Source organism: Lentibacillus songyuanensis, assembly GCF_039548255.1.
Classification (GTDB): Bacteria; Bacillota; Bacilli; order Bacillales; family Amphibacillaceae; genus Lentibacillus_C; species Lentibacillus_C songyuanensis.
The window spans coordinates 35,573-48,946 of sequence record NZ_JBCLVH010000004.1 but is presented as its reverse complement, the minus strand read 5'-3'; the positions used below and the strand labels follow the sequence as shown (position 1 = coordinate 48,946).

General features: G+C 40.9%; 10 protein-coding genes. 2 read left to right on the top strand and 8 right to left on the bottom strand.

What is annotated here, in order from left to right:
• Positions 1-120 precede the first annotated feature (120 nt).
• The 3 genes from WMZ97_RS05810 to WMZ97_RS05800 all read right to left on the bottom strand — a co-directional run bounded on the left by WMZ97_RS05810 (position 121) and on the right by WMZ97_RS05800 (position 3,769).
• Positions 121-1,695: an FMN-binding glutamate synthase family protein gene (locus WMZ97_RS05810; protein WP_343271141.1), complete on the bottom strand. Its 1,575-nt coding sequence runs from the start codon at positions 1,693-1,695 to the stop codon at positions 121-123.
• 118 nt (positions 1,696-1,813) lie between these two features.
• Positions 1,814-2,110, bottom strand: coding sequence for a phasin family protein (locus tag WMZ97_RS05805; RefSeq protein ID WP_343271140.1), 297 nt, complete (start codon positions 2,108-2,110; stop codon positions 1,814-1,816).
• A gap of 12 nt (positions 2,111-2,122) precedes the next feature.
• The gene (locus tag WMZ97_RS05800; RefSeq protein WP_343271139.1) at positions 2,123-3,769 is read right to left on the bottom strand and encodes an ABC1 kinase family protein; all 1,647 of its coding nucleotides are present in this window, start codon (positions 3,767-3,769) and stop codon (positions 2,123-2,125) included.
• 282 nt (positions 3,770-4,051) lie between these two features.
• On the opposite strand from WMZ97_RS05800, the gene WMZ97_RS05795 reads away from it, so the two are divergent.
• Positions 4,052-5,395, top strand: coding sequence for a YjiH family protein (locus WMZ97_RS05795; RefSeq protein WP_343271138.1), 1,344 nt, complete (start codon positions 4,052-4,054; stop codon positions 5,393-5,395).
• A gap of 530 nt (positions 5,396-5,925) precedes the next feature.
• Here WMZ97_RS05795 and WMZ97_RS05790 read toward each other — a convergent pair.
• The 3 genes from WMZ97_RS05790 to ku form a co-directional block, all read right to left on the bottom strand.
• Positions 5,926-6,753: a sugar nucleotide-binding protein gene (locus tag WMZ97_RS05790; protein WP_343271137.1), complete on the bottom strand. Its 828-nt coding sequence runs from the start codon at positions 6,751-6,753 to the stop codon at positions 5,926-5,928.
• A gap of 41 nt (positions 6,754-6,794) precedes the next feature.
• Complete coding sequence (locus tag WMZ97_RS05785; protein ID WP_343271136.1) at positions 6,795-7,805, bottom strand: acyltransferase family protein; 1,011 nt, start codon at positions 7,803-7,805, stop codon at positions 6,795-6,797.
• 219 nt (positions 7,806-8,024) lie between these two features.
• A complete protein-coding gene (gene ku, locus WMZ97_RS05780; protein ID WP_343271135.1) occupies positions 8,025-8,876 on the bottom strand; it encodes a non-homologous end joining protein Ku in 852 nt (283 codons plus the stop codon).
• Between the two features lie 121 nt (positions 8,877-8,997).
• Here ku and WMZ97_RS05775 point away from each other — a divergent pair, with 121 nt between their 5' ends.
• A complete protein-coding gene (locus WMZ97_RS05775) occupies positions 8,998-10,815 on the top strand; it encodes a DNA ligase D (RefSeq protein WP_343271134.1) in 1,818 nt (605 codons plus the stop codon).
• 552 nt (positions 10,816-11,367) lie between these two features.
• On the opposite strand, the gene WMZ97_RS05770 is transcribed toward WMZ97_RS05775, so the two are convergent.
• Positions 11,368-12,762, bottom strand: a complete 1,395-nt coding sequence (locus tag WMZ97_RS05770; protein WP_343271133.1) for an L-cystine transporter — start codon at positions 12,760-12,762, stop codon at positions 11,368-11,370.
• A gap of 162 nt (positions 12,763-12,924) precedes the next feature.
• Positions 12,925-13,365, bottom strand: a complete 441-nt coding sequence (locus tag WMZ97_RS05765) for an OsmC family protein (RefSeq protein WP_343271132.1) — start codon at positions 13,363-13,365, stop codon at positions 12,925-12,927.
• Positions 13,366-13,374: the final 9 nt, after the last annotated feature.

Below are 13,374 nucleotides of genomic sequence, written 5' to 3'. Positions count from 1 at the left end.
TACAACATAACCTCTTTATATTGTAGCGTGATTTCAAACGCATATCAATACCGAAAAACAAAAATACAAAATATACAGACATAGTAAACTGATTTTTCGATTAAAGTAATCTTGATTCGGTTAACTGCTATGCGAGTAACTCATCACTTTATTGGCCCGGTTAAACCGATCTTTATAAATAATGTGCTCACGGTTAAATTTCGTTGGGCTGTCTAAACCGGCAACAGCGGCCATCTCAAAGACACCTTGACGAAGAGCGAGCAGATAATTACAAACACGATACTTTTTTTCCTCAATGCTTAGGGCATTTTGAAGCTTAGGATCGGTTGTTGCGACACCGACCGGACAATTATTCGTATGACAAACCTGAGCCATAATGCAGCCAACACTCAGCATAAAGCCTCTGGCAATATTAATCATATCCGCACCCATTGCAAGTGCCATCGCAATCTTATCGGGGGTAATCAGCTTGCCAGATGCAATTATTTTCGTCCGGTCCCTCAGGTTATATTTCTTCAGGAGATCATCTACGAGCGGCAATGCTGCAAATGTTGGCAGTCCAACTGATTCAGCCAATTCATAGTATGTTGCACCTGTTCCGCCATTTCCGCCGTCAACCGTAATAAAGTCCGGAACAATTCCCGTTTCAACCATTGCTTGAACATATCCCTCAACCTGCTGCTCATCGCCGACAACAATTTTGGTACCGACCGGCTTGCCGCCAATATCGCGCATTTTATCGACAAACTCCAGCAGTCCTTTTGCATCGCTAAACTCTCTAAATCTATTCGGACTATTAATGGTGACGCCAGGCTCTACTTTTCGGATGGCAGCAATTTCTTCGGTCACTTTTTGTCCTTCTACGTGACCTCCGCGGGTTTTTGCACCTTGAGCCAATTTTAATTCAAACGCTTTGACCTGTTCAATATCACTCCTTTTTTTAAACGCTTCCCAGGAAAATTCGCCTTCCGTTGTGCGCACACCAAACAACCCCGGGCTGATTTGCATGATGATATCCACATCACCCTTTTGATGATAAGGTGAAATACTTCCTTCCCCTGTATTCATCCAAGTACCACCAGCCATACCAAGTCCTTTGGAAAGTGCTGTTATCGCATGATCTCCCAGTGAACCAAAGCTCATCGCCGACTGACCAATCATTCCCTTAATCGTAAATGGATTTCGGACAGTGTCTTTTCCTAGAATAATAGCTTCATCATCCGTCAAATAGAATGGGTTTAATATCCCTTCTTCATGATGTTCCTTGCGACTGAGCAGCTTCTCATTGTCAATCGTATAAAGTCTTGTTTTAACTTTTGGCTGCTGATCAATCTTCATTTCCTCCCGTTGACTGGGAAACATGTTGTTGACAATATATAAACCATCCTGCTCAAATTCGCGTTCCGATCCATAGCCGATCATTCGATCATTGTATTTCGCTGCCTTGTAAACAAATTCAAACTCGCGCCGGTTAAACGGCTTGCCTTCATTATTATTGTTGAACAAATATTGGCGAAATTCCGGGCCTGCCTTCTCAGCAATGTAGCGAACTTTTCCCAATACTGGGTAATTCCGTAATATAGAATGTTCCTTTTGTCTTTGGTCATTGATGTAGATACGCAAAAACAATACAAATGGAACGATGATAATGATGGCTAAGATAATAATTAACGCAATAAGTAACGCCTTTGTCATGACTCCTTCTCCCTTCAAAATCACTTATTATTCCAACATACAATCATTGACGGCAAAAACGGAAGCATTCCCAATTCAGACTGCTTCCGTTTTCGGCTGTCATTCATCTCATGTCAGGTTAGCTGTCCAGTTTTTCTTCCAATTCTCTAATTCGTGATTGTAACGCTTCGATATCGTCTTTCGTTGCAATACCAAGATCCTTCATAATCTGTTCGGTTTGCTCATATTGCTTAGAGCTCCACTCACTTTTTTTCGCTTCTCCCTTGTCAATAAAGTTATTCATGACGGTGCGCGCCTGCTCCTGTGTCAATTCATTTTTCTCAACTAAATCCTTTAGCTTTTGTTCCAGTTTTTCCTTCCCACTTACTGCAGCACCCAGACCTAATAAAAAACCATTTTTTAATAAATCTCCCATCAGATATCCCTCCTATTTAGTTAATCGTATCATATGATAATGCCTAAAAAACAGCAAATGTAACATAAAGAAAAAAACGACAAGGACAATGACGCTTATTATCAACAATACAGACATCCCCATTTGGTACGCATAGATGCCGGTTAAACTGCTGCCTACTACCAGAACAAACATGATGATTTCAAGCAGCAAATAGAATTGATGCTGTAATCGCGTCTGCTGTTTCTCCCGTTGCCATTTCCTATCCTTTTCCCCATTTTCCAGAAAACCTAACATTGCTTTAGGAAGCGAGAGGATTGGTTTAACCGTGTCCATAGCAATTTCTTTATATACTGTTTCCAAAAAGGTCTTCCCGCAGCCAAACCATTGCTTCACCATCAATTTGGACCATTTGCCAAGATCAATGTCCGGATAAATACTAATTAACACACCAACAACAATGGAAATGGCCCTTCCCAAATAGGCATAGTCGGCCGACAGTTGAATTGGCTGCTCGTTAATAAACACACGAATGTCATCCTTGATTTGTTCCATCAAACGGGCATCCATATCCTTAAATGTTCCATTTTGGTACATGTCGATGGTCTGTTTAAAAATTTTTACTAATTTGTCTCGATCAGCGTTCGGCAGAATAAAGTTCATTTCATCCAGGGTCTTCAATATTTTGTCATAATCATCAACAATTATCCCTTGAACAAGCCGTTTAAACAGCTGGGTATCCTGCTTACGAATCTCACCGATCATACCAAAGTCAATGATAGCGAGCGTCCCATCCGGTTGAATTAAAATATTGCCAGCATGAGGATCAGCGTGGAAATAACCAGGGTTAAAAAATTGATCAAAGTAAAAATCAAATAACGTCTTTGCTGTCTGTTTAACACTAATCTGGTGCTCGCTCATATAAGTGGTATCCGTTATTTTTGCACCTGTTACCCATTCCATCACAAGGACTTTATCGGTGCAAAGCTCTGCATAGTAATCGGGAATATAGATCAACGGATAATCTTTGTATCGTTCTTTAAAATACTCCCCAAACGTAAGCTCCTGGTTGAAATTCAATTCACGATCCATGACAAAAACCATTTCCCGATAAAGCGTATGTAGATTGGTTACTTTTTCTAGTTTCGTGAATACCCGAATCAGCCAGAAAACAATTTTTAGTGCTTTAAAATCCATCTGAAACGTTTCCTTCACCCGATAGCGTCTGATTTTAATTGCGACAAGACTGCCGTCATGCAATCTCCCCTGATACACCTGCCCAATCGATGCAGATGCAATGGGTTTCTCCAATATTTCCGCAAAGTAATCATCAATACAACCATGCCATTCGGTTTCCATAACGTTTCGTGCATAGGAGAAAGGGGCTGGCGGTACACGGTCAACAAGCCCGGTTAATTCTTGTATGAACACATCTGGCATGAGATCTGCCCTCGTACTTAAAAACTGACCAACCTTAATTAATACCCCACCAAGATTAACTGCCTTTACGCGATATTCTTGTGCCATTTTCCGTAACAGATCATTCCACTTTTGATTGGTTTTCTCATCCCAAATCCGATGCCGTATATGGAAAAAGTATAGTTGCAACATAAATTTTACCGTCATCCAAACAATGACTGTACAACGGTAAATAACATTATATTTTAATGTGTTTTGCACAAACAACACCTCTAGCGCTTATTCCCAAAACAGCTATTATTTAAACTGGTTTTTTGGACTATTTATAGCATATTCATTTCCTTATATTCTACTCTCTTATTTCTGTCCTTAAGCTTATTTTTATTCAGCCAAGCAAAAAAACACGAAAAGGGAATTGCTATTTATACCGTTTTGCTTTACAATCAGATAATATAAATTATACTATCATTATGCATCTATTCGCGCTATAATTCAGTATATTATTGGATTATGTGTATAAAAATGCAATAAAGGGAGATTATTATGCAGTCTAAGTACACATTATTTGACCATCTTAAATTTATTATTCCATCATTACTTGGTGTTTTTCTATTTATGATACCTGTTCCAACGAGTGGCGGATTAACGATTCCAATTGCCATTCTCGCTAATTGGGTTCAAGATTTACTAGCGGATCAGCTTTCTGCAATTATGATGATGATTGTTGTCATTACAGCGCTCCTGACAGTACTAGCTACGGTAAAACCAAAAGTATTTGCCAAGACACCATTCTTTCAGCAGTTATTTCATACAAGTCCGTTTTGGACAGTGACGCGGGTACTTGCTGGAGTATTTGCTATTATGGTATTTTTCCACCTTGGACCAGAAGCCATTTATGGAGAAGATACCGGCGAAATGCTGTTAGGTGACTTATTGCACGTATTATTCGCTGTGTTTCTATTTGCTGGTTTATTTCTGCCACTGCTGATGAATTTTGGTCTTCTCGATTTATTCGGTACCTTAATGACGAAAATTATGCGGCCATTATTTCGCTTACCAGGACGGGCATCGATTGACTCACTGGCATCATGGGTTGGTGACGGAACCATTGGCGTCTTACTAACAAGCAAGCAATACGAGGATGGATACTACACCAAACGAGAAGCTGCCATTATCGGTACGACATTCTCCGTTGTTTCTATCACGTTTACCTTAGTTGTGATTGACCAAGTTGGACTTGGCCGTATGTTCGTCCCATTTTATTTAACAGTTCTTGCCGCTGGTTTTGTTGCTGCCATTATCATGCCGCGGATTCCACCGTTATCCAGAAAGTCGGACACATACATTACGGAATCATCGGAAAAAGCAGATGAACAGATTCCAGAAGGATATAATAGTTTAACATTTGGATATAAAAAAGCATTAGAACAAGCTAAAACGCAAACAAGTGTTACCAAATTCCTTAAAGAAGGCGGACAAAACATTTTGGATATGTGGATGGGAGTTGCTCCTGTTGTTATGGCGTTTGGGTTAGTTGCCTTGGTTATCGCCGAATCCACGCCATTCTTCCAATGGATTGGGGTTCCTTTTATTCCTTTACTTGAACTGTTACAAATTCCATATGCAGCCGAGGCCTCACAAACCATTTTGATTGGCTTCACGGACATGTTCCTGCCATCCATTATTGGGTCCTCCATTGAAGCGGACATGACCAGATTTATCATTGCCGCACTATCGGTCACCCAGTTAATTTATATGTCCGAAGTCGGTGGATTGCTGTTAGGATCCAAAGTACCTGTTTCATTTCTCGATCTAGTCTTGATCTATATCTTAAGAACGATCATTACATTACCAGTTATCACGTTGATTGCTCATTTTCTTTTTTGATGGTGCCAGAGATGGTCTATAGTTATTAAGTGACTAATCAGATTGCGTTTGAACATCAACCTAAAGGAGTGCGTATCAACCGAATTACAGGAATTATCGACCTAAATGTGCGGGCTTCAACCTAATTCCAGGAAGCATCGACCTAAGAATTCGGATATCAACCGAATCCGGAAAAACATCGGCCCAACCCCATGATTCTCAAGCAATTTTTATACTATTTGACAAAACGAAAAGGCCGTCCCATTTCTGCATGTGAGACGACCTTTTCTCTGTTGTTTATCCCACTTTTAAAATGGGTGTGAAAAGGCGGCTAAGAACAATACGTCCTGTGGCAAGCGCCTGTATTAAATTCTGAGTTCATCGAATGAATGAAACTTCATTTTATCCCACTCTTAACGGGCAGTAAGACTCCCACTTCAAGATTTTAGATAAGTAGAAAAGATAAGTGGGAGTCAACTGCATGACAAAGGTCCGATTCTGTTTAACTAACATTCAGCCGGGAAAAGCACCCTGCTGAATGAAGTTTCACTTTATTGAAAAGTTATATGCATGACATCATTTATTTTATTGGTCGCTAACGAGGTGTCTTTCGGAAGTTCCTGATCGACTTTTTCTACTTCACTATCTTTTTCAATCAGTCGATCCTGGTAGCCCATTTGTTTTGCTTGTCCTTTCATAAATTGGTAGAAACTGAGATTTTCCGTTGACCCCACATGATACACACCAGTAACATCATGATGAACCATTCCATCGATTACATTTGTTAAATCATCAATATGCACAAACGTTCGAATCAGGTCATCCCGGTAAGCGACTGATTTGCCAGCGCGTAAATGGTACGCCATTCGATCCGTTCGTTCGTCAAGTTTGCCAATGCCATTTTCACCATAAATTGGTCCGGCTCGTAAAATCACCGCATTTGTTAATTCATTATCGATCAGATACTCTGCTTTCACTTTGCCATTCACATAATTATGGTAGGCGTGATCATCGGGCAATGTGGAGATGGAATCCTCCTCTGAATATGGGCCATGACCATCGGAGAAAACAAGGTCAGATGATATATATACTAATTTGGTCTGCGGGGTTAAATGCGTGATTAGATGCATTAACCCCTGATCAGCCAATTGATATTCATTTGGTCCACTCATCACCGCCCACACGACTACATCAGGATTCTCCTGCTTGTAAAAATCAGAGAATGCCTCTGGTTCATTCACATCTAATTGATAGAGATTGTCAAGCATTGCTGGTTCCTGTAAATACGTTCCAACCACTTCGTCTTCACCCGAACGATTAAGCTGCAAATACACGGATGTACCTAGATATCCATTGGCACCAAACACACAAATCTTCATTTCTGTCACCATCCTTATTGGATTCGCATACAGTTAAAATTCTAATTTTGCTCTGTTCGTTTATTTGTTGGACTAAAGAACCCTCCTAGTGTTACTATCTTCCCTTCAACGAACGGTTGTGAAACCACTTTAATTGGTTTACTCGATAATACAAGTACGATAGTTGCAGCAATGACGCCTAAGCCAATGAGATGTAATATATTATGAACCTCAAATAAATCGGTTGCTCGGAACACTTGAATAAAAAATCCGTGTAAGAGATACACATATAATGTTCTCGTACCTAAATGTGTCAAGAAATTATGCTGTTTCGGTATCCACGCCAATACGCTCATTGCCATCAACGCAGAAGTAGTATAAACAAGCAGACGTGCCAGACCGCCAAATTCCGGCATTCCCAAATCGCCGTACGATTTGGAGGCTAATAACCAACCAGAGTTTATCTCTGGTGCAAAATAAATTGCCCCAGCTACCGATACCATGATAATGACTGAAATAATTTTTGCAGCTTTTGTTTTCAACAACATGACGTGGTCTTCTTTCAACCAATAGCCAAGCAAGAAGAATGGGAAGAACACGAAGGTACGGGATAAACTGAATGTATGGCCAATTTCACCAAAATAACCAACAATCAAGCCAATTTCAACCGCAATTGCCATACTTAATACTGGCGGGATTTTCTTAAACCAATAAAGTAACATGTGCCAGCTAAACAAACTGAATAGGAACCATAAGGACCATTGCGGATCAAAAAGTCCTGTTTGCCAGCTGTCTTTGCCAATAAAATAGTAAAAAGCTGTATAGATAATTTGGAAAATGACATATGGTATTAGCAGTTTCTTTGCTAGTTTCAAAATGTAGTCTTTGTTCCCCAAACCCTTCGCAAAAAAACCGGATAAGAATATAAACGCAGGCATATGGAATGTATATATCCACATGTATAACGTATTAATGTCCTGCGATCCGCTTGCGAAGGGCTGAATCATGTGGCCAAAAACAACGAGAAAAATTAGTGCCACCTTGGCATTATCAAAAAACGCATTTCTCTCCATAAAAGTCATCCTTTTTTGTTTGAGTACTTGCTCTTCTACTCTATTTTACCCGTTTTAAAACAAAAATAGCGCCATTTCATCAGGTTGTTAAACGGATGTAAATGAACTGAAAGAAAGATAACGGGATGTAATATTTTTTCACAGTGCTTCCACATTTTATCGTTTGGGCGACTGGCACCCAAACGATTTTATTCCCGATTTTACAATAAATTTCCAACGTTATTTTGCCACTTTTTTCTTTTGGGTCGTTACTTTTTTCTTTGGTTTTGGTTGTGTTGGTTTTGGTTTATCCGTTTTGGCCCGATCGAGTGATGCTTGTAATGCATCCATCAGATTCGTCACATTATCCGGTGTGGGCTCCTTTTCACCTGCTGTTACTACGTGGTCTTGATTATTTTTCTTATCTTCAATTAGCTGTAGCAAAGCGGTGCGATAGTCATCTGTATACTTTTCCGGATCAAATTCAGTTGTCAATTGATCAATTAACATTTTAGCTGTATCCAGTTCTTTATCTGCTGTTTCCACTTGTTCAGGAACATTTGGGACATCCTCCACTTGGCGGACCTCATCAGGATAATGAATGGTCTCCGCAACAAGCGTGTTTTGATAAACACGAATAACTGCAAGCTGTTCCTTTGAGCGAATAATCATTTTAGCAATCCCGATTTTACCCGTATCTTTCAGCGCTGCTCGCAGCAGCCCATATGCCTTGCTTCCGCCCTCATTCGGGGATAGATAGTAGCTCTTCTCAAAGTAAATCGGATCAATTTCCTCCAGCTTTACAAAATCAACAATTTCAACCGCTTTATCCTCCTGTTCTTTCTTTAATGCGGCCAAATCTTCCTCGTCCAGTACAACAAACTTATTTTTTGCATATTCATAAGCCTTTACAATTTCATCATTTTCCACTTTCCGGTCACATACGGGGCAAACACGTTCATATTTAATTGGTGATTGGCATTCTTTATGAAGCTGTCTTAGTTTTACATCCTTGTTTTCCGTGGCGGCATGCATTTTGACTGGGATATTGACTAGTCCAAAACTGATTGTACCCTTCCACATCGTGTGCATTAAAATAACCTCCCTTTCTTGAATAAACGTCTTTCTTTTTAGTTTGCGTGATCGGTATCATTTTATCCTCGATCATAAGAATTGCTCTCTTGGGTCATCTTATTAGCAGGAGGTGTCTGGAATGGAGATCATGAAGCCAATTGCAAGCACATCAATCCCAACTGGCGATGAATGGATGTATGAAGTAAAGTATGATGGCTTTCGCTGTATCCTGTCATGGGAACAGGATCGCATCACATTAACAAGCAAAAACCGTAAAGATTTAACGCCATTATTTCCTGAGATTGTTGATTATTGCATGAGCAAACAGGAACTGGTCGCGTCATTTTTACCACTAATCCTTGATGGCGAGCTAACCGTTTTAAATAATTCATACCAGGCTAACTTTTCCTGGATTCAAAAGCGGGGCAGACTTAAAGATAAGGAACCTATTCATCAAGCAGCCCAGTTGCGGCCAGCTACATTACTTGTATTTGACCTGCTGCAACTAGAGGGAACCGACATATCAACGGAAGCATTTTTACGTCGAAAAGCGCAATTACAGGAGTTCTTTATGAAAGGAAATTTTGACACCGACATCTCCCCATTAAACCGAATCAGTTATGTTCCCTGCCAGCAAGATTCTGCAGCACTATGGGAACGTATTTTTACATATAAAGGAGAAGGGCTGATTGCCAAGCGGAAAACTAGTGTCTATGAAGCAGGAAAAAGTCATACCAGTTGGTTTAAGGTGAAAAATTGGCGGTCGATCGAGTGTGTGCTTACCCACTATGATCCAAAAAATGATTATTTTACTGCCAATGTACGAAGCGGCGAGGAATGGAGTGAGGTTGGTAAATGTAAGCATGGACTCAATCCGGAAGCCAAATCTACCTTGACGCAATTATTTACCAGCAAGGGGAAACGTGATAACAATGGGTATCTACTGCCTCCTGCGATTTGTGCCGAAATCCATACGCTTGATTTGTTAAAACAGGAAATCCGTGAACCCGAATTCAGTAAACTTTTGGTAACTGCTTCGGCAACCGATTGTACGATGGAAAAACTAAAGCTGGATATGGCCATGCTCCCTGAGGAACTTGATCTAACCAACACAGCTAAATTTCTTTGGCCTGAAGCGGGTCTGACGAAGGGCAATTTACTAGTCTACTTGCGGGAAATATCCGCCTATATGCTTCCTTTTCTTAAGGACCATACACTAACCTTGATTCGCTGTCCAGACGGGGTTACGGCTGAATCGTTTTTCCAAAAGCATTTGCCCGGTTATGCTCCATCGTATGTTGACAGTGTGCCGAATGAGGAGGAACGATTGATCATTTGCAATAAATTGGAGGCGCTCTTATGGTTTGGTAATCACGGTGCATTAGAATATCATATCCCTTTCCAGCGGTCAGGAAACGCATCCCCTTCCGAAATTGTATTCGACCTCGATCCGCCAGACCGGGAGCATTTCTCATTAGCTGTACGAGCAGCCAAATTACTCAAGCAAATCCTTGATGATTTAGGACTTATCGGCTTTGTCAAAACATCCGGAAATAAAGGATTACAAGTACACATTCCAATCCCGGAAAACAGCATGACTTATGAGGAAACAGCTATCTTCACCCAGGCTGTCGCTTGGACATTAGAACAGCAATATCCTAATCATTTTACAACGGAGCGTATGAAGAAAAACCGCCATGGACGTCTTTACATTGACTATGTTCAGCACGGTCGGGATAAAACGATTATTGCTCCCTACTCCCCTAGAAAGACAAGCGAGGGAACGGTTGCTTTACCATTGTATTGGGAAGAATTACAGGACGATTTATCACCCGTCCAGTTTACAATTGAAAATGCCGTGGAGCGCGTAAAATTGCTTGGTTGTCCATTTGTCGGGTATTTTGTAGTGAAAGAGCAACAGAACCTGAATAAAGTGAAGCAATTGATTGGCAAATGAGACGTGCGGGCAGATCTCTCGTCTCATCCTTAATAGCGGGTTCGTGACTTTTGGTATCGGGGGTACTTTCTATCGGCGGAGGGGCGCTTTTATCATGCAGTTTAAATCATTAAAATAGAATTAAAGCCTATCAACTTTTCACTCATGTCCCACCCTCTTTTTATTTTATTGACTCAGCTACCTTAATTAACGTTTCTGCTTTTGCTTTACCTTATAGTTTGTTATTTCATTCATTATATTTATTTGGTTTCTCTATCTTAACAAGGAGCCACTTAGTTCATAGTCTAGGCAGGAAAGGAAGCTAGGAGCTTTTCTGGCAAGAAATGCTACCATAAGCGTTCTCGGTACATATTAAGCTGCTTCGTGTCAAAGTCGATGCTTTCTCAATGTCAGAGGTGGTTCACTTCGATGGGGCAATATTCAACACGCGGATAGACACCTCATCTCATATTTTACGGCAAATTACATGCTTTCATCGACGGTATCCTAATTCCAGCATGCATTTTTTCCAAAAGCAAAATGACCGCTCCCATTCAAGAAGCGGTCATTCCCTTATATGGCTATATCTTTTTCAACAGCGGTTTTGTCATTAAATTTCTTCACATTCAATTTGCCCAAAATGCGTGCTGTCAATGTTCCTGAAACCATGGAGTCATTCACATTTAGCGCGGTACGTCCCATATCGATCAACGCTTCAATTGAAATCAGCAAACCGGCGAGTCCGACTGGCAATCCCATGGATGAAAGAACGATGATAGCTGCAAATGTTGCACCACCACCAACTCCCGCAACGCCAAATGAACTAATTCCTACGATGAGGACCAATTTGGCAATGAAGCCAACGGTAAAAGGATCAATACCGACTGACGGTGCAATCATGATCGCAAGCATGGCCGGATATAAGCCTGCACAGCCATTTTGTCCAATGGTTGCTCCAAACGATGCCGACATGTTCGCAATCCCATCATGTACACCAAGTGAATTTTTTTGTGCATTAATATTTAATGGAATCGTCCCTGCGCTGGAACGAGACGTGAACGCAAAGGTTAAGACAGGTAAGACCTTTTTCAAGTATGTCATTGGGCTTAGGCCAAAGACACCAATAAAAATCAAATGAATGATAAACATTGCGATAATCGCCACGTATGATGCGATAACAAATTTTCCGAGCTCCAATATACCAGCAAAGTCAGTATTGGCTACAGTGTTTGCCATCAGTGCCAATATACCAAATGGTGTCAAGCGTAAAATCAGCGTCACAATCCGCATCACAACAGCGTAAAGTGAATTAATGATTTTGGTAAATGTTGCTGCCTGATCTGGCTCCTTTCGCCTGAGACCCAGTACGGCGATCCCGACAATGAGGGAAAAGATAACAACAGCAATAACCGATGTGGAGCGATCTTGTGTCATATCCAAGAAAATATTAGACGGGATAAAACTTACGATCTTCTCTGGAGTTGACGTATCCTCGACCTCACCTAATGTCGTCTCCAGCATGGTGCTGCGGTCCTGTTCGGCTTGCCCGGCATCGAGTTGATCTGCATTAAGGTTAAATAATGCCGCACTTCCAATCCCGACAAGGGCGGCAATCATGGCTGTACTAACAAGAATTCCAATGATCCAGGCTGCCATTTTCCCTAATTCCGATGACTTTTCCAAGTTAATAATCGATTGAATAATTGACACCATAACGAGCGGCACAACAATCATCATCAGCAGGCTGATATACCCTCTCCCTACGATATTATACCAATCAGTTGTTTGCGTTAATATGTTTGAACCAGAACCATAAATGGCTTGCAATACGGCGCCAAGCACAATTCCGACACCTAACCCAGTGAACACGCGCTTTGTAAATGAAAGATGTTTTTTTTGCATCCAAATAAGTAGACCAATAAGTGCTATTAAAACGGCGATATTCACGATGATTAAAAATATATCCACTTTATATTCCCCCATGCTGTTGTTCGGAACTAAATTAAATTATTCCGATATCGTTAGTATGTTTTATAATATACAGTTAGCGGGATAATGTGTCAAGGAAATAAATTTACCTAAATTAAAGGCAAGCGGATACCAATAGCCGATTCGCTTGCCCAGCACATCCTAACCAATTGTCGCCTGCAATTCAATTTCTACGTTCCCTTGTATAGCACGGGAGATCATACAGCTTTTCTCCGCCTTTTTAACCAAAGTCTTCAGCTTTTCCACTTCTTCAGGCGTTGCGCTGCTTTTTAAGGATACGGTCGGTTTATGAATAATCTTTTTGTACGTAAAAACCCCATTTGTCACATCGACAATTCCTTCTGACTCATGTGCCATCTTTTGTAGTGGCAGCCCAGCACGTTCAATCATCGCCGCCAGTGTAATAATATAGCATGTTGCTGCAGCACCCAACAGCATTTCATCTGGGTTCGTTCCGCTGCCAGGTCCGTCCATTTCCGGCGGGATGGAAATCTCAGTTTGTAAATTACGAGTCTCGATAGTTCCCACACTATTTCGTCCACCCGGCCAATTCGCATGTAAATGAAAATGATGTTCTGCCATTTGCTTTCA

Coding starts and splice junctions, on each gene's coding strand:
- WMZ97_RS05810 (WP_343271141.1), bottom strand. CDS start 1,695: ATGACAAAGGCGTTACTTATTGCGTTAATTATTATCTTAGCCATCATT.
- WMZ97_RS05805 (WP_343271140.1), bottom strand. CDS start 2,110: ATGGGAGATTTATTAAAAAATGGTTTTTTATTAGGTCTGGGTGCTGCA.
- WMZ97_RS05795 (WP_343271138.1), top strand. CDS start 4,052: ATGCAGTCTAAGTACACATTATTTGACCATCTTAAATTTATTATTCCA.
- WMZ97_RS05790 (WP_343271137.1), bottom strand. CDS start 6,753: ATGAAGATTTGTGTGTTTGGTGCCAATGGATATCTAGGTACATCCGTG.
- WMZ97_RS05785 (WP_343271136.1), bottom strand. CDS start 7,805: ATGGAGAGAAATGCGTTTTTTGATAATGCCAAGGTGGCACTAATTTTT.
- ku (WP_343271135.1), bottom strand. CDS start 8,876: ATGCACACGATGTGGAAGGGTACAATCAGTTTTGGACTAGTCAATATC.
- WMZ97_RS05775 (WP_343271134.1), top strand. CDS start 8,998: ATGGAGATCATGAAGCCAATTGCAAGCACATCAATCCCAACTGGCGAT.
- WMZ97_RS05765 (WP_343271132.1), bottom strand. CDS start 13,365: ATGGCAGAACATCATTTTCATTTACATGCGAATTGGCCGGGTGGACGA.